13 protein-coding genes and 1 pseudogene are annotated in these 21,615 nt (G+C 68.3%); 9 read left to right on the top strand and 5 right to left on the bottom strand.

The window, feature by feature from the left end; genetic code table 11:
- Positions 1-7 precede the first annotated feature (7 nt).
- Positions 8-979 carry an amidohydrolase family protein gene (locus ADK54_RS12770; protein WP_053725708.1) on the top strand — a complete coding sequence of 324 codons (972 nt, stop codon included), beginning with the start codon at positions 8-10 and terminating at the stop codon, positions 977-979.
- Positions 980-1,019: 40 nt separating this feature from the next.
- On the opposite strand, the pseudogene ADK54_RS43290 reads toward ADK54_RS12770, so the two are convergent.
- Positions 1,020-1,637, bottom strand: a pseudogene (locus ADK54_RS43290) (transposase); the annotation flags it as partial.
- A gap of 1,136 nt (positions 1,638-2,773) precedes the next feature.
- Between ADK54_RS43290 and ADK54_RS12760 the strand changes: the two are divergent.
- On the top strand, positions 2,774-4,915 hold the full coding sequence (locus ADK54_RS12760) for an FG-GAP-like repeat-containing protein (RefSeq protein ID WP_053725706.1): 2,142 nt from the start codon (positions 2,774-2,776) through the stop codon (positions 4,913-4,915).
- A 667-nt stretch (positions 4,916-5,582) separates the two neighbouring features.
- Here ADK54_RS12760 and ADK54_RS12755 read toward each other — a convergent pair.
- Genes ADK54_RS12755 through ADK54_RS12745 form a run of 3 tightly spaced genes read right to left on the bottom strand, consistent with a single transcriptional unit; the run spans position 5,583 to position 10,656 of the window.
- Entirely contained in the window at positions 5,583-6,698 is a 1,116-nt protein-coding gene (locus ADK54_RS12755) for an acyltransferase family protein (protein ID WP_053725705.1), read from the bottom strand.
- A complete protein-coding gene (locus ADK54_RS12750) occupies positions 6,695-8,755 on the bottom strand; it encodes a PIG-L family deacetylase (protein ID WP_234392030.1) in 2,061 nt (686 codons plus the stop codon). The genes ADK54_RS12755 and ADK54_RS12750 overlap by 4 nt, the downstream gene beginning before the upstream one ends.
- A gap of 47 nt (positions 8,756-8,802) precedes the next feature.
- Positions 8,803-10,656 carry a stealth family protein gene (locus ADK54_RS12745; protein ID WP_078966333.1) on the bottom strand — a complete coding sequence of 618 codons (1,854 nt, stop codon included), beginning with the start codon at positions 10,654-10,656 and terminating at the stop codon, positions 8,803-8,805.
- Between the two features lie 329 nt (positions 10,657-10,985).
- Between ADK54_RS12745 and ADK54_RS12740 the strand changes: the two genes are divergently transcribed.
- Together ADK54_RS12740 and ADK54_RS12735 are read left to right on the top strand one after the other, a co-directional pair.
- Complete coding sequence (locus tag ADK54_RS12740) at positions 10,986-11,987, top strand: hypothetical protein (protein WP_053725703.1); 1,002 nt, start codon at positions 10,986-10,988, stop codon at positions 11,985-11,987.
- A complete protein-coding gene (locus ADK54_RS12735) occupies positions 11,984-14,818 on the top strand; it encodes a stealth conserved region 3 domain-containing protein (protein WP_053725702.1) in 2,835 nt (944 codons plus the stop codon). Before ADK54_RS12740 ends, ADK54_RS12735 begins: the two co-directional genes overlap by 4 nt.
- Positions 14,819-15,135: 317 nt before the next feature.
- On the opposite strand, the gene ADK54_RS12730 is transcribed toward ADK54_RS12735, so the two are convergent.
- Positions 15,136-15,771: a histidine phosphatase family protein gene (locus ADK54_RS12730; protein ID WP_053725701.1), complete on the bottom strand. Its 636-nt coding sequence runs from the start codon at positions 15,769-15,771 to the stop codon at positions 15,136-15,138.
- Positions 15,772-16,242: 471 nt separating this feature from the next.
- On the opposite strand from ADK54_RS12730, the gene ADK54_RS12725 reads away from it, so the two are divergent.
- The 5 genes from ADK54_RS12725 (at position 16,243) to ADK54_RS12705 (ending at position 21,589) form a co-directional block, all read left to right on the top strand.
- Complete coding sequence (locus ADK54_RS12725) at positions 16,243-17,196, top strand: hypothetical protein (RefSeq protein WP_053725700.1); 954 nt, start codon at positions 16,243-16,245, stop codon at positions 17,194-17,196.
- Between the two features lies 1 nt (position 17,197).
- Positions 17,198-18,001, top strand: coding sequence for an aminoglycoside N(3)-acetyltransferase (locus ADK54_RS12720; protein ID WP_234392028.1), 804 nt, complete (start codon positions 17,198-17,200; stop codon positions 17,999-18,001).
- Positions 18,002-18,366: 365 nt separating this feature from the next.
- Positions 18,367-20,079 (top strand): purine-cytosine permease family protein, encoded by a 1,713-nt coding sequence (locus ADK54_RS12715; RefSeq protein ID WP_053725698.1) that lies wholly within the window; start codon positions 18,367-18,369, stop codon positions 20,077-20,079.
- A 295-nt stretch (positions 20,080-20,374) separates the two neighbouring features.
- Positions 20,375-21,148 (top strand): hypothetical protein, encoded by a 774-nt coding sequence (locus ADK54_RS12710; RefSeq protein ID WP_053725697.1) that lies wholly within the window; start codon positions 20,375-20,377, stop codon positions 21,146-21,148.
- Between the two features lie 249 nt (positions 21,149-21,397).
- The gene (locus ADK54_RS12705) at positions 21,398-21,589 is read left to right on the top strand and encodes a hypothetical protein (protein ID WP_159047738.1); all 192 of its coding nucleotides are present in this window, start codon (positions 21,398-21,400) and stop codon (positions 21,587-21,589) included.
- Positions 21,590-21,615 lie beyond the last annotated feature (26 nt).

Genomic DNA, 21,615 nt, shown 5'->3' with positions numbered 1-21,615 from the left:
GCACACCATGCCGCAGGCGACCGACCTCATCGACGTCCACCACCACGCGATACCGCCCGCCTACGCCCAGGCACTCGGCGATCGCGTCGCCATCCCGGGCGTCGACTACCCCACCTGGACGCCGGAGGAGAGCCTGGAGGTAATGGACCGCCACTCCATAGCCGCCTCCGTCCTGTCCATCACCGCGCCCGGCGTCACCTTCGCCGACCGCGACGAGGCCCGCCACCTGGCCCGCCAGGTCAATGAGTACTACGCCGAACTCATCGCCCGCCACCCGGCCCGCTTCGGCGCGTTCGCGATCCTTCCCCTGCCCGACGTCGCGGCGGCCAAGGACGAACTCGCCTACGCCGTCGACGAGCTGGGGCTCGACGGCATCGGCCTGCTCACCAGCTACGGCAACCGCTACCTCGGTGATCCGGAGTTCGAGCCGCTGCTCGCCGAGATCGCCGAACGAGGCCTGCCCGTCCACGTCCACCCGGGCACCCCGCCGGCCAAGGACCTGGCCACCTTCGACCTGCCGCCGTCGCTGTACGAGTTCACCTTCGAGACCACTCGCACCGTGATCAGCCTGCTCTTCAACGGCGTACTGGAGCGGCTGCCCCATCTCAAGCTGATCGTCTCCCACGCCGGCGGCACCCTGCCGTTCCTCGCCCAGCGCCTCACCTATGGCCCCACGATCGGCAAGTACCTGACCGAGCGTGCACCCAGCGACGTCATCGCGTCCCTGCGCGGTCTCTACTACGACATCGCCATGTCGGCCAACCCCTACGCCCTGCCGGCCCTTACCGAACTGGCTGCCCCGGACAGGATTCTGTTCGGCAGCGACTTCCCGTTCATGCCGGCCGCCCACACCACCGAAAACGTCACCGGATTCGCGACGTACCCGGGCTGGAACGACCAACAGCGCATGGCCATCGGCCGAACCAATGCCCTGCAACTGTTTCCGCGTCTGGCCGAGCAACTGCGCGGGACTGTCTGATCAATGGGTGATCTTGGTTGTTGAGGTGTCAGTTGCTGGTGAAGGAGAGGAAGGGCACCATCTCGGCCCAGGCGTCGAACCACAGCTTGGCCACAGCTGGATATTTGGTGCCCGACTTCTAGGGGAACTCCAGGAACCGCTCGGTCGCGGCGACCGAGTATGAGGACAGTCCTCGACGTCGCGGTTGCGGAGTTCGGTGAACACGCTGAGCCGGTGCCTGGCGCCCTGGTCTCCGTCACCTGCCCAGATCCCGAGGACGTTGCGGGTGCTCTCGACGGTCACGGCCATGGCGATATGGATCGGTCGGTTCGCAATCTGGCCGTCGTGGATCTTCACGTTGATGGCGTCCACGAACGCGACCGGGTGGACGCGGTCCAGCGGCCGTGACTGCCATTCGGCCATGCCCACCATGACCTTGTGCGTGATCGTGGTGATGGTCTGCTTGGACACCTCAGCCCGTACACCTCGGCCAGATGCGCGGCTATCCCCCCCGTGCGGCGACCCCTCTTGCGGACAGTGGCAGCGCCATTTCATCAACGCCGGTCAGACGGCGCTGCCGCTTCTCGACGATCTGCGGCTCGAAGGTGCCGGCCACGTCGCGAGGCACCTTCACCTCGGTCGGGGCCGCACTGGGTGCAGGAAGTCGGTGCCGAGTTCCCGGTAAAGCAGCCGGTCGCGCAGGAATCACAGCTCGCGATCGCGAGCTCGTGCGTGACCGTGACCATGGCGGGTTTCCCTTTCTGACGGGCGGAGATGCGGCGCAAGTACACGGAGTGAGCGTCATTGGATTGGGGGATGTCGGCCAGCGCCCAGGCTGAGTGAAGTGCGTGGCGTCCGAACAGAATGGGCAACGCTGCCCGTGAGGTATCGGTCACCGCGTGACGACCTTGGCTTGTCGTGCGAGCGCGATGTCGCCGCTGACCAGCGGCGTGTGCCTATGTCCAGTCTCGCCCCTCGGACACAGAGCACGTACACATGGAAGAGCGGGTTGTGACTCGACGGTCACGATCCGCTCTTTTGCGTAGTAGGTCAGCTTGAGAGGCCGAGGGCCAGGTAGAGCCGCTGCTTGCCTTCGGGGGAGGCGGTTGAGAGGGCGGAGTGGATGCTCCGTGAACAACGGATGCGCCAACACCGCCCGATCAACCATGCCCCTCACCACCAGAGCATGCCCACCCGCAATCACGCACCAACTCGTTAAGGGTAGGCGGGGGTGGCGGTAATGCGTCGGCAGGCAGGGTCTTCCACTTGGGTCACGGGGCGTCGGGAACTCCAGGACCTTGGAAGTCCGTGCCCTGCGTTGCTCCCGGAAGGCGGCCGGGCTGACAGATCGTCATGGACCGGACCTCTTTGATCTTTCCAACGGCTGTCGGCGGTTGCTTCTGTGCACCGTCTGCCCATCGCTCGAAGGTGGTGCGCATTTCTTCCGGTGTCTCAACATGAGTCCCTCCCCCCCCGCCGACTGCCTCCACCCTTGACCCCTATGAAGCCGTCCAGCACTCGGCCACACGCACATCTGGTGGCTTCGCTTCCTTTTCCTGTGGCCGAGCCACCTCCGCCTTGACCGGGCGATGAGCCCAGTGATCTGATCAGTACCTGGCTTGTCCCGATCTCGCCCGGATTGCGGTTTGATCCGAGGAGACACGCAATGGCTTGCGGCCATGGCTCCAGTAGTCATGGCAAGCAGAGGCAGCTTCGTGGCCCAGGCCAAAGTGAATTCCCGCACGACGTGCCGTGTGCCGCGTGCTGTGCCGGATCGGTGGCTCCGCCCCCTTTCCCTGCCCCTATGGAGAACCGATGGACCATGTACATTCCCGCGAGCGCACGGGCCGCAGACGCCGCGCGCTCCTGGGCGCGGCTCTAGCTCTCGCATCGACCGTGCTCGGCACCGTCGGTGTCACCGCCTCGGCGGCTTCGTCCACCTCGCCAGACGTGCGAAGCGCGGCCGTGACCGCGCCGCCGTCGAGCGGGACCCTGTTCGACGACTTCAACTACACCGGCCCGGACGATCCAGGCCTCGCCGCGCATAACTGGACCATACGCGGGGAGACTGGCGGGCCCGGCCCGATCGGCGCGAAATGGTCGCCGAACGCGGTGAGTTTCCCCGCTGACTCCACCGCGCAGGGCGGCCGGGCCATGCAGCTGCGAGCCAGCACCGACGGCACGGCCGCCGGAACCGTACAGGCCCAGGTCAGCACCGCCCAGCGCAAGTTCTACAGCGGCACCTATGCCGCACGCGTCTTCTTCACCGACAGACCCACCGCCGGCGACAGTGACGGTCGCCCCGTGGACCACCCGGTCCAGACCTTCTATGCCATCACCCCGGAGAACCCGCTCTACAGCGAGCTCGACCACGAGTACCTGCCCAATGGCGGCTGGGGCGCCCCCGGTTCCTCGCACTTCACCACCGCATGGCACGACACGGAGCCGGCGGACAAGGAGACGTACAACAAGGAGAACGCGGTCACCTCGCTCCAGGGCTGGCACACCCTGCAGATGACGGCCGTGAATGGTGCGGTCGACTTCTACCTGGACGGCCGGAAGTACTTCAGTCCGTCCGCGAAGTACGCCCCGCGTGAGCCCATGACACTGAACTTCAACGAGTGGTTCATCGACCTGGTGTCTCCCGGCCAGACCCGCACCTGGGACCAGAGGGTCAACTGGGTCTACTACGACGACTCCGGTGCCCAGACACCTGCGCAGGTGGACGCCGCCGTCAACGGCTACTACGCGGGCGGCATCCACTTCGTCGACACCGTGCCCACGAAGAGTCCCGCGAACGACCACGACGGCGACGGTATCGGCGACCTCTCCCTGCTGTACGACTACGGCAAGGGCAGCGCCACCGGTTGTGCCCAGAACGGAAGCGCCAGGCGCACCGCGCTGTTCAGCCTGTCCGGCAAGGCCGACCGTTCCGGCGGTCTGAGCGGCATCACCCCCCTGTCGGACAGCCCCTGCGAGACGGCCAGTCCGAAGTTCGTCACCTCCGGCGACTTCAACGGCGACGGCAAGAGCGACGTAGCCGCGTTCTACGACTACGGATCCGCAGGTTCCACCTGCTCACCCACCAACCACGTGGCAATCGTCGAATGGCTCGCCGACCCGAAGGGCAGCGGTGCACTTCAGTCACCCAAGACGGTCTGGGAGAGCACCTGTTGGGGCGGTGGGACCTCATTCATGAAGTCCGGTGACTTCAACGGCGATGGCAAGAGCGACCTGGCCCTGCTGTATGACTACGGTGCCGGGCACGTCCGCCTGTTCACGCAGACCGCCGATGGGAAGGGCAGCGGCGGGTTCGGCGGCGTGGTGTCCCAGTGGGACGGAAGCAGTTGGGGCACGGGCACGAAGTTCCTCACCTCCGGCGATTTCAACGGAGACGGGAAGAGCGACATCGCCCTCTTCTACGACTACGGCGCTACCGGCGCCACGTGCAAGGGCAATGCCCACCAATCCGTTTCCACCCTGACCGCCAACTCGAACGGCGACGGCGGCTTCAACGGCAGCGCAGACCCCACCAAAGTCTGGGAGAGCACCTGTTGGGGCGGCGGCACTGCATTCTTCAACTCCGGTGACTTCAACGGCGATGGCAAGAGCGACCTGGCCCTGCTGTACGACTACGGCGCGGGGAACGTCAGCCTGCTCACCCTGAGTGCGAACCCGAACGGCAGCGGCGGGTTCGGCGGTCTTGTCCCGCGTTGGGACGGGACCCGCTGGGGCGCCGGCACGAAGTTCATGACCACCAGTGACTACAACGGAGACGGCAAGAGCGACATCGCCCTGTTCAAGGACTACGGCGCCTCCGGGGCCACCTGTGCGGGCAACGCCCACCAGGCCATCTCCACCCTCACAGCCGACCCCTACGGCACCGGCGCCCTGCACAGCCCGGCCACCGCCTGGGAGAGCACCTGCTGGGGAGGCGGCACCGCGTTCATGAACTGACGGCGCGCAGACAAGGCACCGCCCAACTCGCCCGGCTGGGCGGTGACTTGCGGCAAGTGGCGCGGCGCGCGCTGGCTCCCCTCGGTCCCGATGTGGCCTGGAACCGGTCCGCCGCGTCTGGCTGTCCCCAGGGCGCGTGCCCCGGAGTGGAACTGGCCGTGCTCTCGGTGTGCGTCGCGGTCGCGGCCTATGTGGCGGGGCTGTGGATCGGGTTCGGAACCAACGGGCGGCTGAGGCATGCGTACGGGCCCTGGGCAACCCGATGCGGGACGAGGTCCCGTCGGTGAACCAACCGTCGTGGAGCGTCTGTTCCTGCTGTCCCGGGAATGGCCGCTGAGGTGGGGTGACGGTACCCGTATCGACCTGGTACCGCTCTGGCCGAACGTGGTGATCTCCACGACCCTCGGCGGCATCGTCATCGGCAGTGTTTTGGCGGTCTGCCGTCTGGTGCGCGGCCGGCCGGAAAACCCCCAATCAACACCTCGCAGAAGGCGGGCAGTTGGAGTGAGCGAGTTCAAGGCCTCAAGCCGACGAGGCATCCTCACTGGCGGCCTCAGCCTGGTCGGCGGCGCCCTCGCGGTCACCGGCCTGCCTGGGCGATGGCAGCCGTGCTCCCCGTCAAGTGGCATGAGCTCGGCTCCAGGGACAGCGGAGCTCCAGCCCAGCCTCACATGGAAAGCGGTGCAACTTGCCGTTTGAGCGCACGGACGGCGGGGCGTTCGACGAGGCGGTGTACGAGCCAGGCTGCGAGCAGCATGACCGCGGTGATGGCAGTGACGAGGAGCCATGGGGGGAGGTGGCCGTGGAGTTGGCGGATGGCTTCCCAGCCGAGTTCCTCGTGGAGGAGGTAGAGGGGGTAGGTGAGGGCGCCGGCGGTGGCCAGCCAGCGGTAGTTGAAGGGGGGATGTCGCTTGATGGCGACGGTGAGGACGGCCGCGTAGAAGAGCGTGATCGCAGCCAGGCAGACGGTCCAGGACAGCGGGTGGTGGACGGAGTTTTCGGCGGGCTTCATCAAGTTCCGCAGCTGCCCCTGGGCGAGGATCCACGAGGCCCCGAGCAGGACCCACAGCGCCAAGGTGGGGCGGAAGCGGTGCATCAGGTAGATGAGGATGCCGGCGACGAAGTACGGGGCGGAGTCGGGCATCGCGAACAGGCTCAGGAGCGGGATGCCGGCGTGGGGGGCCAGAACGGTCAGCAGGAGCCAGATGCCGCAGAAGTAGAGCACCCTGCGGTAGGTGAGGCCGAGCGCGGCGACCAGGGCGAAGAGGAGGTAGAAACGCATCTCCGCCCAGAGGGTCCAGTAGACGGGATCGATGTCGCCGACACCGATCGGCTCCTGAAGCATCGTGAGGTTGGAGAGGATCTTGGAGAGGGTGGCTGGGACCGGTTCGAGGCGGCCCGCCGCGAGCAGGGCGCCGGAGGTGAGCAGGACGGCGAACCAGTAGGCGGGGTAGAGCCTGAGGAAGCGGGAGATGGCGAACTGGCGCAGTGAACGTCCCCAGCAGGACATGCAGATGACGAAGCCGCTGATCAGGAAGAAGAGCTGCACGCCGAGCCAGCCGTAGGCGGCAGCGTGGTGGGCGGTGGGGAACACCCGGGAGGTGGAGGCGCCCCAGGGGGAAGCGGCCCAGTCGTCGAAGCCTATGAAGTGGAAGGAGACGACCATGAGTGCCGCCAGGAGCCGCAGTCCGTCCAGGGCGTAGAGCCGGGTCGTCGCCGTTTTGCCGCCTGTAGTGGTGCCTTTGGGGGGAGCGACGGAAGGGGCGGCCAGCAGGGAAGTCATTGCTTGGTGTCCTTGGGCGCGGGTGTGGTGCGGAGGGTGGCGTCCGGGGCGAGGTGGGCCAGCACGGGGCGGTCTTGTGCGTCGACGGCCAGGGTGTGGGTGCCTACCATTGGGCCGGGGATGGTAGTCCAGCGGGCCGGAGTTCCGGTGCGCCAAGTAGCAGTGCTGGTCGTGCCGTTGTTGTTGCGGGCGGCCAGGAGGGTTTCGCCGCGGCGGGCGAGCAGCGCGAGCGGGCCGTAGCCGCGTGCGGAGAGGCCGGGCCGTTCCACGTGCCACTCGTCGGTGTCGGAGGGAAGCCGACAGAGGAGTGGGCGGCTGCTCTTGGCCTCGCGGTAGGCGAGTACCAGCGTCCCGTCGGGGCCGACGGCCACTGCTGGTGGGTCTGCCGGCGCCGGGAGACCCGTCTTGGCGAACGTGAAGGGTCCGCCCGGTTTCTCCTGCGTCCAGTGGTGGATGGTGTCGTGGCCGGAAGCCAGGACATGGATTCGGCGCTCTGCGCCGGTGACTGCGCTGAGGCCTTCCTGGACGTCAGCGCCGCCGAGGTCGCTCCAGGCACTCCACCGGCCGTCGGGCAGTTGCCGGCGCATGGAGATGCCCTTGGACCAGTTACGGACGAAGACCAGTGCTTGTCCGTCCCTGTCACGCGTGACGACGGGAGTGCCGACGCGGCGCCCGTGGTCCGGGTCGCGTTCGGGGTTGCCGAGGGTGGTCCACGCGCCGAATGGGCCGTTCCTGGTGCGTTGTTCGGCGGTGACGATTTCGCGGGTGTTCTGGGAGGAGGTAGGGCCGAGTGAGGCGACGCGCTCGGCGAACAACTGCCAGCGGCCGTCCTTGGTGAGGCTGGAGGCCAGGCCGGGTAGCAGTTGCTCGGCACCGAAGAGGACGGGTGCGGCCCACGTGCCGCTGGCTTTGGTGTTCTCGCGCCACATGGCGGCCTGGCCGCCGAGTACAGCGAAGGCGGTCAGCCGGCCGTCGGGGTCGAGTTGGAGCGCGGGCGCGGCCGGATAGCGCAGGGACGTGCGCTGCAGCCAGCCGGTGCCGTAAGAGCGGTCCTTGCCGACGTCGTAGTCGCCGCAGCCGGCCGAGAAGTCGCAGCTGTCGGGTGAGCCCCCGTAGATGTTGAGGACGTCGGCCTTGGCTCGGACCAGTTCCTCGGGGAGGTTCTGGGGCCAGCGTTCGTTGTAATAGCCGCGGTAGGAGACCACGGTGTACGGGCGGCCCTCTCCAGGTCCTTGGTAGTGCTCCAGAGCCGCCAGGGTGAACAGGGCCGTGGCGGTGTGATCGGGGTGGTCGGAATAGCCGGTTTGGTCGTGGTGGGTACGGTGCGCGGCGTCGTGCACCTGCATGTCGGGGTCCGGATCCATGGACCTGACCAGGGTGGGCCGGTAGCGGTCGAGCAAGTGGGCAAGGGCGGCGATCACACTGTCGCGGGTGATTGGGTGCGTCTTCCGTACGGGCGAGCCGGTGCTGACAAGGGTGCTGGTCGCCATCGAGGGATCGGCCCACAGCTCCGGCAGTCCCTTGCTGGGGCCGTTTCCGTACGACGTGTGCTGGCGCACGCCGAGAAAGACCAACTGCAGGCCGGGATGTCCGTCGAGGGTGTCGAGTTCGACCTGGGTGCCGTCGGGCAGGGTGAGCGCCTCGGCCTTCCATGCCGTGTGTGCCTTGCCGGTGGCCATGTACGCGTAGGCCTGGCGCAGGCCCTGGCGGCGTGCTCCGGCGTAGGCGGCGACGTCGGGTTTGGGCGGGGTCTTGCTGCCGGGGACCTTGTTGACGCCGCCGGTCTCGCCGCAGTTGAGGTAGATGCTGACCAGCTGGTCATTGGCGGCGATGGACTGGGACAGCTCCGGGTTCATGAAGTACAGGTCGTCGTCGGGGTGGGCGACGATCTGCATCACCCGGCTTCCGCTGTGCCCGTCCCGGCCGGCGGGCACCTTGGCGCGGGCCGGGACAGTGGGCTTGTCCGCACCGGACGAGGTGCAGGCAACGGCGCCGAGTGCGACGAGGCCGCCCACCACGGTGCGTCGGGTCAGGCGACTGGTGGGAAATATGGACACGAGGGAATCCAAGGCGGTGCGGTGGTCGGCGGTCGGTCGAGCCGGTGTCACAGGGGACGCTCGAACCGGCTGGCCACCGGGAAGTACGCCTCCAGGAAGGTCCGGATCAGGCGATCGCTTCGCGCGAAGTCGCCCTCGTTGGACGTGGTGTCGTTGAGGCAGAACACGTCCTTGTCGCGCGCGAGCAGCAGCCGGTCGAGATGATTGGGCGTGTGCGGGTGGGCGACGTCCAGGTACACGTACCGCAGGTCGCCGGGGACTGCGCGGCGTGTGTGGAAGGCGTGGTAGTGGTACAGGGACGACGGGATGGCGATGTCGTCGCTGCTGCGGAACCGGTGGGAAGCCGTCGTGGCGTGCTGCTCGGCGAAAACCGTCTCGATCTCTTCCAGGACGCTGCGGCTCAGGGCGTGCGGAGTGTGCCGCATCTTCTCGACGGGCGTGGTCCCGAACCGCCGCTGGATCAGCGTGCGGTTGTTCTTGCCGGCGGCCGCGACGGGGACGTCCTCGGCAGAGGGAGGACCCAGCGGCACAAGGGCGGGCGAGGGGAAGAACCTGGTTAGCCCGTTGGCGAGGAAGAAGTCCCTGGGGGACAGTTCCGAACCCAGGAACACGTCGTCGTTGAAGTAGAGGAAGTGCTCCGACAGCCCATCGATGTGGTGCAACTGGCTCTCGATGGCGTGGGAGTTGAAGGTCGGCAGCACGCTGGTGTCACGGAAGACGTCCCGGTGCGACACCACCTGGATCCCCGGGGCGGAGGTGTCCAGCCAGGCGGGGGTCTGGTCGTCGGTGACGACGTAGATGGTGCGGATCCACGGCGCGTACATGTCCAGGGACCGCAATGAGTAACGCAGTTCGTCGTGGTCCGCGTAGCGCGCTGCGTTGGCCGCCTCTGCGTGATAACTGGTGCCCGAGAAACGCGAGCGGCGCGTGAGCCACGCCGGGTCGGACCCGTTGACCCACGTGTAGACCGCGTCGACGGGGAAGGTGATGTCCCGGGGCAGGACGGTGGTGAACTCCTCCCGGGTGCGGACCGTCAGCAGGCCACGGTCCCGGGTGCCGTAGGGAGCGGTGAAGGTCTCGGCCGGGGTCTCGACGGTCAGGCCGTCGGCGGGCACGGACTCCACGATCGAGTTGCGACGCGGGGCCGTCAGCTTCTCGCCATCCGCGGACCAGAATTCCAGGTCGCAGCCATGCTCGGCGCCGAGGACCAAGCGCCGACTGGGGTCGGTGTGGTACGTGAACAGTCGTACCACCTTGGCAGAGGCGAAACGCCTCCAACTCGGGGACCGGTAGCCGGCGAAGACCTTCCCGGCGTTCCCCGGAGTTGTCAGGTAGCAGGATTGGACGCTGGAGTGTTCGCTCAGGGCCTGGAGCGCGGCGGCGCGATCGGCGCGAGCGACGGCGACGGTCGTGGCCGAGCGGTCTCGCTGGCGTATGCAGAAGTAGTCGATACCGGCCGAGGCGAGTACCTCGGTGACGGTGGCCAGGTTGGCACGCCGCGCTGCCTCGGGAGACAGACGTGGCTGGGGGAGAGCGAGGCGTGAGCGTCCCTCGATCGTGACCACGACCGTGCCAGAGCCTGCGATCAGCGCGCGGTGGGCCGCAGTGAAGGCTGAGGACCGCAGCCCGGTGGCTTGCAGACCCGCCGAAGCGGCGGTCAGGCGCTGCTTGAACCTGCGGCGCTGCTCGGGCGAGAAACGCCGGGCGATGGCACGCCGCCCATTGGCGGGCAGTGCCTTGCGGTAAAGGGAGACAAGGCCGGAGGCCTCGGCATTCGGCGCTGTGCCACTGACCGTGCCGGCCACGTTGCCAGAGGCGGCGGACTGGTGCGCCCCCGGTGTGGCCTGTGCCCGGTTCCCCTGCGCTGACGCTGTCGTCGGCGCCCCCTGGGCCTGTGTCATGCTGTTTTGCTCCGTTTACTGGTGTTCGTCCCGAGACGCAGGACGGTGCCCCCAGAGGGGCCCGCCGGTGGTCATGAGCCGGACCCTTCAGTCTCAGGTGAAGATAAGATGATGTTCACGTAACGGTAATGTACGTAATGCGCTGGTCAAGACCAATCACTCGCGAGATAGGTGCATATGTCCGAATTGACCGGTAGTTTTCGGGTCTAACCATCCGATTTCACATGGTGCCCGCCAAATCGGGCTATGGACTGGACTGCGGGGCACCGGTTCACATTCCATGGGGTCCCCGGTGCGGCCAGGAGTCGCAGAACACAGAACGGAACGTCATGGGTGAACCCCTCCTGTCCCACGCGGTGCGAGCCGCCAAGTGGGCCCGAGGAGCAGCAAGTCGTGCACGGCTGCGTACCGAACAGATCGACACGCTCCCCGCGCTGGGCGCCCGCGGACGTTCACTCGCTCTGCTGCGACCCGTCCACCTGTCCGTCCTCGGGGGCCGCACCCTCAACCTCGCCCTACCCTGCCCCTCATCGGCCGGTGGCGTGACCGGGGCCCGACTCCTCCTGGAGTCCCGCGGCCGCAGTCAACACCTGCCTCTGGAGGTGGAGCCCCAACCTGACGGCGGAGTTTTGCTGACGTTGACCACCCCGCTGCGCCACGCCCGCCTGGACCCAGCGGACGCCAGGGGACTTCGACTGCACGACGGCATCTGGCGGCTCACCCTGGTGGCCACCGACCATGCGGGCCGACAGCACCGGGCCGCGGTGGCTTCCCCCACCGCGCCCATCGGCGACGGACCCACGCTGCGGACCTCACCCGACCCCGCAACCGGCGTGCGCTACCGGGTGGCCCGAACCGTGGACGGTCACGCCGTGATCAAGGTCTCCGCGCCGCGTCGGCAAGCCGAGTTGACCGCCCTTGACCTGAAGTGGGACCGGATCACCGTGCGGGGCAGGCTACTCGCCGTCCAACCACCCCACGACGCCTACGCAGCCGAGGCGATACGCCGTGGCGCCGGCGGCACACCCATTGCCATACGGCCGCGCTGGCAGGGCTCCGACTTCACCTTCGACCTGCCGCTCGCCGAGATGAGCCGGCACAGCCGCGGCCAGCGCATGTGGGACATCCGCCTGACGTCCAACACCACCCGGATCAAGATCGGCCGCCGTCTTACCGACGTACGCCATCCGAAGCGGGTCTTTCGTACGCCCTTCCGTGCCGTCGCCCTGGACGACGGCACCGTTCTGCGCGTGCACGCCCATCTCTCCGCAGCAGGCACCCTCGCTGTCAGTTGCGCCCCCTTCGTCACCCCCGAGGACTCCACCCGATGAAGATCACGTTCCTGCTCACCTGGGGCGACGAGATGGGCGGCACCGAGATGGCCGCCTACACCCAGGCCACTCACCTGGCACCCAGCCATCAGGTCGAGGTCATCAGCGTCTTCAAGACCCGCCCCGAGCCCTTCTTCGAGGTCGGCCATACCGTCGCGCGCCGCTACCTCATCGACCGCACCGGCCCCTACGAACAGCCGGTCCGCGCAAGCGACTTGAGCGAGCAGGAATGCCGCACTCTCGCCTCGCTGCCCAGCGAGGTCATCAAGCCCTCCTGGGAAGCGACCTTCGACCGCCTCTCCGACGTCGAGATGACCGCCGCACTCGGCTCCCTCGATACGGACGTACTCATCACCACCACCCCGGCCCTGATGGCCGCGGCCGCCGAACTCGCGCCCGCCCGCGTCATCACCGTCCACCAGGAACACCGCGCCTCTCAGCTACGCGGCGCCACCGGCGAGCCCCTGCTGGTCTACGCGCCCCGCATTGATGCCCTGGTCTCCCTCACCGAGCGCACCAACGACTGGTTCGCCGACTCCCTGGGGACGGCCGCCCCTGAACTCGTCGCCATCCCCAACGCCGTCCCCAGCGGCTTCCGGCCCCGCTCCGACCTCGACAGCAAGACCATCGTGCTCGCTGCCCGGATGACGCCGGAGAAGCAACTCGACCATGCCATCGAGGCCTTCGCGACGCTGGCCGAGGAGCACCCCGACTGGACCATGCGGATCTTCGGCGACGGCCCGCAGGAGGTGAACCTCCGCCGCCTGATCGACGGCCTCGCCCTGCACGACCGGGTCCAACTCCTCGGCCGATCCGCCCAGATGGAACAGGAATGGGCGAAGGCGGCACTCGCCGTGCTGCCCTCCCGCAATGAGGCGTTCCCGCTGGTGCTGTTGGAGGTCTTCGCCGCGGGCGTGCCGGTCGTTGCGTACGACATCGTCACCGGCCCCGCCGAGATCGTCCGCCACGGCACCGACGGGCTGCTCGTACCCGCCGCCGACAAGGATTCCCTCGCCGCGGCCATGGCCAAGCTGATGGAGGACGACGACACCCGCCTCGCCTACGGCGCCGCAGCCCGCCATGGGGTGCACGCACGCTTCGGCTCCGCCGACATCGCTGCTCGCTGGGAAGCCCTCTTCACTCGCCTCGTATCGCGGCGTGACGACCCCAAGCGGCTGGCCCAACGCGCCGACCGCACGGCCCGGCGCATCGCAGCCGGTGGCACCCGCAGCTTCAACATCAGTGCTCCGGTCACGGCCCTCGCCCACTCCGCCGATGAGCAGAAGGCGCGCGAAGTCCTCCTCCAGGCTCAGGACCGCAGCGGCACCCTGGTGCGCACCGCCGGCCGCCTCGCCGAAGTCCGCGACGACGTCCTGGCTTCCCGCATGGCCGAGTGGAACCTCGAACTGGTCACCGCTGCCCTCACCGCGCACCAGATCCCGTATGTACTCCTGCGGGATGGTGGCACCTCGTACCGCATCGCCGTCGAAGTCGAGTGCAGGGCCCAGGCATTGGACGCACTCGCCACGGAGCTGCACGGCAAGCCCGTCTACGGCGAACTCATAGCCCCCAAGGGCGCCGCCCCCGGCGCATGGCTGGCTGAGCGGCTGCGCGATGCGGGGGACGTTGCCGGAGTCCGTGTCTTCAAGCCGGTGACCACTACCGGCCGCACCCTGCGATACGGGCCGGCCTTCGGCTGCACCGTCGAATTCTGGGCCGTCAGCGACGAAGACGAGGAATTCCCCGGCTGGCGCAAGGCCCCTCGCGGCTCCACCCTGATCGGCCCACGCCTGCCCAGCCTGGAGACCGCCGCCACGCTACGGGTGGGCGAGCGCGAACACCCCACCGCCGCGGCGTTCACCGGCCGGCTCATGAACGACATCGACTTTCCCATCGACGTCGTCTACACCTGGGTCGACGACACCGATCCCGCCTGGCAGCGGCGCCGCGACAACGCCCGCCGCGAAGCCGGCATCGCAACGACGGGCGGCGCGGACAGCGGCGACGTGCGCTTCCGCAACCGCGACGAACTCCGTTACTCCCTGCGTTCCCTGGCCATGTACGCACCCTGGGTACGCACCATCCACATCGTCACCGACGACCAGGCACCCGCCTGGCTGGACACCAGCGACCCCCGCATCAAGCTGGTCAGCCACCGGGACATCTTCACCGACCCCACTTGGCTCCCCACCTTCAACTCCCACGCCATCGAGAGCCAGTTGCACCGCATCGACGGCCTCGCCGAGCACTTCCTCTACCTCAACGACGACGTGTTCGTCGGACGGCCGGTGACCCCGCAGGCCTTCTTCGACAGCAACGGCACGGCACACCACTTCCGTTCCCCCACCGCCGTACCGCCGAACGAACTCTCCGAAGACGACGAAGGCTACTTCGCCGCAGCGAAGAACAACCGGACTGTATTGAAGAGGGAGTTCGGCCGCACCGCCACCCACAGCTTCCTGCACGCACCGCACCCCCTGCGGCGCAGCGTCCTTGCGGAGATCAGCGAGAAATACGCTTCCGAGGTCGCGGCAACAGCCGGCAATCGCTTCCGTGCCGCCACGGACCTCTCCATCACTTCGTCCCTCCATCACCACTACGGCTACCTCACGGGACGCTCCACACCAGCGACGATCTCCTGTACTTACGTCAATGTCGGCAACTCCCAGCACCACACGGTCCTGAGCCGCCTCCTGGCCACCCGCGGCCGCACTGTGTTCTGCATCGGCGAATCCGCAGACGCGGAAGTCTCCGTCACGGAGCAGGACCGCACCCTGCGCGCCTTCCTTGAGGCCTACTATCCCGTGCCCTCACCGTTCGAGCGCGCCTAGAACAACACCGACAGAGGGCGTATCCCGGGCCTCGGCGGACCCACCGCCGGGGCCCGCACGCGCCACAAATCGACGCCGTCGGGCATCACGCGCCCATCGGCGACGAGCCTGTCCGATAGCTCGCTTCGACACCGCTTCGGCGCCCGCGGTCGACAGATCCCCGCCCCCATTAGGGGATCTGTTGGCTCACCAGCAGCACCCCCGGGCAGATTCCGGGGCTTGCCAGAATGCTCACGTGCAAGACATGTTGGCTCAGTGCTCGTAAGAGGATCTGCTGAAGCGCCCTGATCGAGTGCAGTCGAGGCGATGGTTCACTGCTACGGCGCGGGGTCGAGGTGGTGAGTGTTCCCGAGGCTGACGACTTGGCGGTTGTGGAAGAAGTCGTCCTCGCGCAGCGTGGTAATGCTGCCGGAGGGGGCCCGGAAACTGGCGTAACCGGCCGACTCGATCGGCATCTTGATCCAGGACGCCACGACGAAGGTCAGCGAGCCGCCGTGCGTCACGATGATCTGGTGTTCGCGCGGATGCCGCAGGATCTCGTCCATGGCCGTGTAGATGCGCTGCGCCCACTCCGCTTTCGTCTCGGCTCCCTCCACGCCCTCGTCGTGGTCCATCCGTTCGCCGACAGCCGGCGGTGGGACGAAGCGTCGGTCCAGCCACTCCTGTGGCCTTCCCTCCGCCTCGCCGTAGGACTTCTCTCGCAGCCTGCGGTCAAGGATCGGCCTTACGCCGAACAGTTCGGCTACCTGCTCGGCGGTTTGCCGGGTGCGCTGCAGATCCGAGGAGAACAGGTCAACCTCGGCGCCGTCCGGGATCTGGGCCCGAAGTGCCTGGGCGATGGAGGCCGCTGCGCGGATGCCGGTGGGCGTCAGGCGGGAGTCGTGCCATCCGCCGACGACTCCCTCGACGTGGTGCGTCGCCTCTGGGTGGGTCACGACGTAAAGAGTGCGCACGAGAGCTTGCCCTTCGTGTGACTGGAGTCCTGTCCCGCAGGACGCGGCCCGCTACCTTAGCCAACACGATCGCGATCCGGCCTTCCTGCGTCGTCGGCCCCGGCGACCGCTCGGGCCAGGGCGGCAGCAACGGTTCGAGGAGCCCACAAGCCGTCGTCCAGGATCCACGGTCGAGTCGTCACACCCACCCGAACGGTCCGATCGTCACAACTGTCGCGCCGGAGCAAGGCACTTCAGCAAGATCCTGTTCCGAGCTCTTCGCTACGAGAACCGTCACTTCGACGATCGTGCTGACGGTCCCCAGAGTCAGCGTCTCAGTAGGCACGCTCACGCATCGAGCGTAGCCGCGGCGGCGAGCCGCCCGAATCTCGGCTCGCACTCAACCCTGGTGCCCTCTGTAGCCGACCCGTCACCATAGGTGGTGCTGCGGCGGCGGCCGCGGCGGACGGTTGGCAGAGCCGGGGAGGGGCCATGAAACGTGCCAGGAGTCCCGAGAACGCCCAGCGCCGGGTCGCGCGCAACCTGGTCCTCTTCACCGTTCCGCTGGCCCTGATACTCCTGTTGTCGGTGCTGCTGATCTGGGAGATCGTGCGCGACAACATGGCCGAGGCGACCCGGGCACGCTGGCCCTGGCGACTCGCGCTCCTCGACCAGCAGTCGCTCGGGCACATGCTTGCGCTCACCGGCGGTGTCGCCTTCGCCCGGGCCCAGTACGCGCGGTCGGTGCGGCCGCAGATCGGCTGGTCCGGGATGCCCATGCCGAACACGTACGGGATGTCCGGTGACGAGGTGTGGGAGGTGACGGTACACAACGGAGGGACGCGAAGCGCCACCATCGAGTGCGCCGAATACGCAATCGAGTGGAAGGGGCAGCCGACGGGCGGCTGGCTGAGCTCTCAGGAAGCGAGCCGCGCGCTGGCCCAAGGGCCGATCGAACGAGCTCTGCCCACGCAGCCGGAAGGCCCGCTTCCCCCTGCACAACCGGCAGTTGAGAATGCATCGGGGAAATCGACGGCGGCGACATCCGCAGGCTGGAAACCCGTGAACGGAAAGGATTTCTATCTCAACACGATTGGCTACGGTGGTCAGCTGGGCACATTTGTGGTGGGACGGTTCTCTCACCGGATCGTGGACGAACTGGCCGACTTGCACTTGCGCATTCGGGTCGTCGACGCGGCGGGCGACCACCACGAGCGCGTGCTGAACTGCTTGATCGGCGCCGAGAACGAGATGCGGGCCGCGGCGGAGGAGATGCCGCCCCCCAGGGCCGTGTTCCCCGCCAGGGCAGGCTCGTTGTCTCTCAAGAAGGGCAGGGCTTCGAAACCGCGACGCGCGCCGGTCCCGGCCCCTCGTAGGCGCCGACCAACGGCCCGCGGAATCCGGGGCGCCCAGGCTGAGCCGCCTGGGCCTGAAGGGATGTGTTGACTTGAACGTCCACCACGATGAAGCCCGACTCACCGCCCAACTGTCGGACCTTGGCGTACAAAAGGGCGGCGCCCTGATGGTGCACGCGTCCCTACGCGCCATCGGCACGACGGCCGACGGCCCCGCGACGGTGGTACGGGCGCTGCGCAGCGCGCTCGGACCGGCCGGCACCTTGACCGTGCCCACCTTCACTCCCGCGAACTCCGACACCTCGCCCGAATACCTGGAACGAGTACGCGGCCTCGACGAGGATGCCGTGGCCGAACTCAGAGCGACCATGGCCCCTTTCGATCCGGCGGAAACCCCTTCCACGATGGGCCTGCTCGCCGAGACAGTGCGCCAGACGCGAGGCGCGATCCGCAGCGAACACCCGCAGACCTCTTTCGCCGCACTCGGTGAAGAAGCGGCGAAGATCATCGAGAACCATCACCCGGACTGCCACCTCGGCGAGGACTCGCCGCTGGCGCGCCTGTACGACTTGCACGCTCAAGTGCTGCTCCTGGGCGTCGGGTTCAACGTCTGTACGACCTTCCACCTCGCGGAATATCGGGTGCCGCGACCGGTTCGGCGCCGCTACAACTGCGTGATCACGCTCGACGGACAACGTCAGTGGTGGACGTACGAGGACGTCGCCCTGAACGACGGCGACTTCGGCACTCTGGGGGCGGACTTCGAGCGCCTGACGCCGGCCGGCACCGTGCGCACCGGCCGGGTCGGTTCCGCCACCGCCCGCCTCTTCAGCCTGCGCAAGGCCGCCGACTTCGCCCAGCACTGGCTCCCCGAACACCGGCCGCCGGGCCGCTGACACGCCCGCCTGGCGGATTCACCCGGCAGCGGCCCTGGACCGACATCGTCATCGGTGCGGTCAAACGCCTCGAAGCCCTCCCGAACCCCGGATGACCAGCCTCGCGGTGGAGACGGCGGACGTCGTCGTCCCGGCGGGACTAGTACCGGGTCTCCCGCCACCTGCTGGTGCGGCACGGCGACGGGTGCCCGGGGCGCATATCAGTTGCCGGTGTGCCGGGCCCACGTCCGTTCCGTGTGACCCGGAGTTAACCCGCGGCGGGCTCCCTTAACGCGCAGGCAATCCCGGGTGGCCGCGTGCTGTCATGTCCGGCTCCTACCTTCCGGTCCGTACCCGCACACCGGACCGACGAACGGGGAGCCGCGATGACGGACACCGCCGCCGCACCATCCGCCAGGACGGGCGCGCAGCCGCCGCCGGAGGGCGGGCCCCGGCGCAGCTACGCCAGGATGGCCGCCGACGAGAGCCGCGAGGACTACTCGCTGCGCTATGCCCCGTACTCCTTCCGGCGCTGGTCGCCCACGATGGTGGCGTCCACTGCGCTCGGCGGCATCGCCTACCTCGCTGACTTCGCGATCGGCGCGTCCATCGTCTTCACCTACGGCTTCACCAGTGGGCTCGCCTCGATCCTTACCGCCGCGACGATCATCTTCGTCACCGGCATCCCGATCGCACGGGCCTGCGCCAAGTACGGCCTGGACATGGACCTGATCACGCGCGGAGCCGGCTTCGGCTACTTCGGGTCCACCCTCACCAGCCTCATCTATGCCTCGTTCACCTTCATCTTCTTCGCCCTCGAAGGCTCGATCATGGCCCAGGCCATGCACCAGGCCATTGGACTCCCGGTCCAGGTGGGGTACTTGGTGACGACGCTCATCGTGATCCCGATCGTGTTCCGCGGAATGGGGGCGCTGGCCAAGGTGCAGGCCTGGACCCAGCCGCTCTGGATCATCGGCATGGTCCTGCCGTTCCTGGTCCTGGCTTTCGAGGCCCCGGACGCCTGGGGCGCGTTCGGCTCCTTCGGCGGCACCGAGGGGGCGGGCTCCGGCTTCTCCTGGATCGGCTTCGGGCTCGGCACGGGCGTGGCGCTCTCGCTCATCGCGCAGATCGGCGAGCAGGCGGACTACCTGCGGTTCATGCCCGCCAAGTCCGAGGCGAACAGGCGCCGTTGGAACCTCGCCGTGCTTGCCGCCGGACCCGGCTGGGTGATCATCGGGGCGGCCAAGCAGCTCGGCGGCGCATTCCTCGCCTTCGTGGCCCTGGATGCGGTCGGCAAGACGCACGCCCTGGAGCCGATCGCCCCGCAGATCGAAGCCCTGCGCCCCTGGCTCGGTTCGTTCGCGCTGCCGGCCGCCGCGCTGTTCGTGATCGTCTCGCAGGTGAAGATCAACGTGACCAACGCGTACAGCGGTTCGCTGTCCTGGTCGAACTTCTTCTCCCGGCTCACCCACCGCCACCCGGGCCGGGTCTGGTACATCTTCCTCAACCTCGCCATCGCGCTGACGCTGATGGAGATGAACATGTTCGCAGCCCTCAACAAGCTGCTCGGCTTCTACTCGAATGTGGGCATCGCCTGGATCACGGCCGTCGCAGTGGACCTCGTCATCAACAAAAGCGTGGGCTGGAGCCCCAAGTACATCGAGTTCAAGAGGGCTTATCTGTACGCCGTGAACCCGGCCGGGTTCGGCTCGATGGCGATCGCCTCGGTCGTCTCCATCCTGGCCTTCTTCGGTCTGTTCGGCCGGTACGCCGAAGCCTTCTCGACGTTCATCGCGGCCGGACTCGCCCTCGTGCTCTGCCCGTTGATCGCCTGGGCCACCCAAGGCAGGTACTACCTCGCCCGCCCCAACCCGGTGAACGGACCGGAAGCGGCTGTGGCGGACGTGACGGCCACCCACACCTGCGCGGTCTGCGAGACGGCCTACGAACTCCCGGACATCGCCGACTGCCCGGTGCAGGCCGGGCCGATCTGCTCGCTGTGCTGCTCGCTCGACGCCGAGTGCGGCGATGCCTGCCGCAAGGACCCGGCGGCGGGCCCGGTCCTGATGCCGCTGCCGACTGTGCGTACCACGGTCTGACGGCCCGAGTTCCGTAGCAGTGGGCGCGCCCGCGAGCCGCGCGAACTCCTCCAGGGTGACGTTGCCGTCGGTGGTCTCGAACGGCACCGGCACTTCGCCTGGCACCAGGTGCTGGCGGGCGGCGACGCCGGGGCGCTCGACACCTGGCGGCCGGTCCTCGCCGACGGCATGGGCTGCACCGAGGAGCCGCAGATGAGCCAGGCGCGCCCTGCTGCGGCTGCTGCGGACGAGCCGCCTCGACGAGGCCCGCTCCCACCACCTCACCGGCTACCGGCGGGTCCGGGGCAACACGGGCATGCAGGACGAGGTCGGCCTTCACGTGGAGTTCTGCGCGCTCTCGCGCAATGAGGGCCGGGGCCTTGAGATCCTCGCGGAGAACCGCTCGCTCTTCGAGGCGGCCGGCGCCGCGCTGGCCCACCTGGACTTCCTCACCGGCACCGACGTCCTGCTCGCCCGCCTCGTCGCGGACGGACACGACGGCACCGCGGTCGCCGGGCCCGTGGGAAGGAACTGGACGACGGGTGAACTCCTCACCCACGTACGCTCCGAGGCGGACCGGCTCACCAAGGCGTTCGGCGGGCGCAACGGCTCCACGGCCGTCTCGCGACGCCGTCAACTGCGCCTCGCCCGACGGCCGTTGCTCGACGAACCGCTGCCGCTAGGACTGCGAACCTCCCTGCCGCGCTCGCCCTCGCCCGCGGCCGTCGCGGCAGCCCCTGTACCCGCCACCGGGGTGGAGACTCCCCAGGACTTCGTCGCCCTGGTGCGCGAGGCGCGGCGCATGGCGGCCGTGGGGCACCCGGGGGCCGACAGGCTGTGGACCGGCGTCGCCGAACGCCTCGCCGACGGCACCGCCACGCACGACGACCGGCTCGGCCCGCCGGACCTTCCGCATGCGGAAATCGCCGAGCAGCGCGCCTACCGGCTCTCGCGCGAGGACCGCCACACGGAGAGCGTCACCGAACTGAAGGGGGCCGCCGAGCTGTTCGCGGGGCTCGGGATGCCTGGCACGACCTCTCCGCACGCACCCGCGTCCTCGCCTGGGCGACGGTTTCCGGAAGAGATGTAGAGGACGAGGCCTCGCAGGAGGGCCGGGGAGCAGATCACGTAACCGGGAGCCCGGACGTGGACGCGGACCCGGTCCGGGCCGGCATCGACGGAGCCTTGCGCGAGGCGGAACGCCTCAAGACCGAGGCCCCGCTCAGCGGCGGAGCCTCGGCGCGGGAGAGCCGCGTCCGAGGAAGACCCGGCGGCGGCACGTGCCCTTGAATACCTCACGGTGCTGTACTCGTGCACGTTCGCGGCCTATCAGGAGGTCATGCGGCAGCTGCCGGAGCCTGCCGAGGCGGCCGTGGCGCGGTTCGAGGAGTTCCTGCGGCTCGCGGACACCATCGCCGCTCGGGAGGACGAGCGCGGGCTGCAGACCATGGCCCGGAAGGCGGATCTCGCGGGGGCCGCCCAGATCCTCGATGCCCTGCGGCAGGACTACCGGCGGCGACAGCAGGGCTGAGCGCCCCGGCCCGGGTCCCGCGCGAC

Origin of the sequence: Streptomyces sp. WM6378, assembly GCF_001279695.1 — a bacterium.
In the GTDB taxonomy this organism is placed as follows: domain Bacteria; phylum Actinomycetota; class Actinomycetes; order Streptomycetales; family Streptomycetaceae; genus Streptomyces.
Note: the sequence above shows the minus strand (reverse complement) of the source record. Positions and strands in the feature narration are given on the sequence as shown.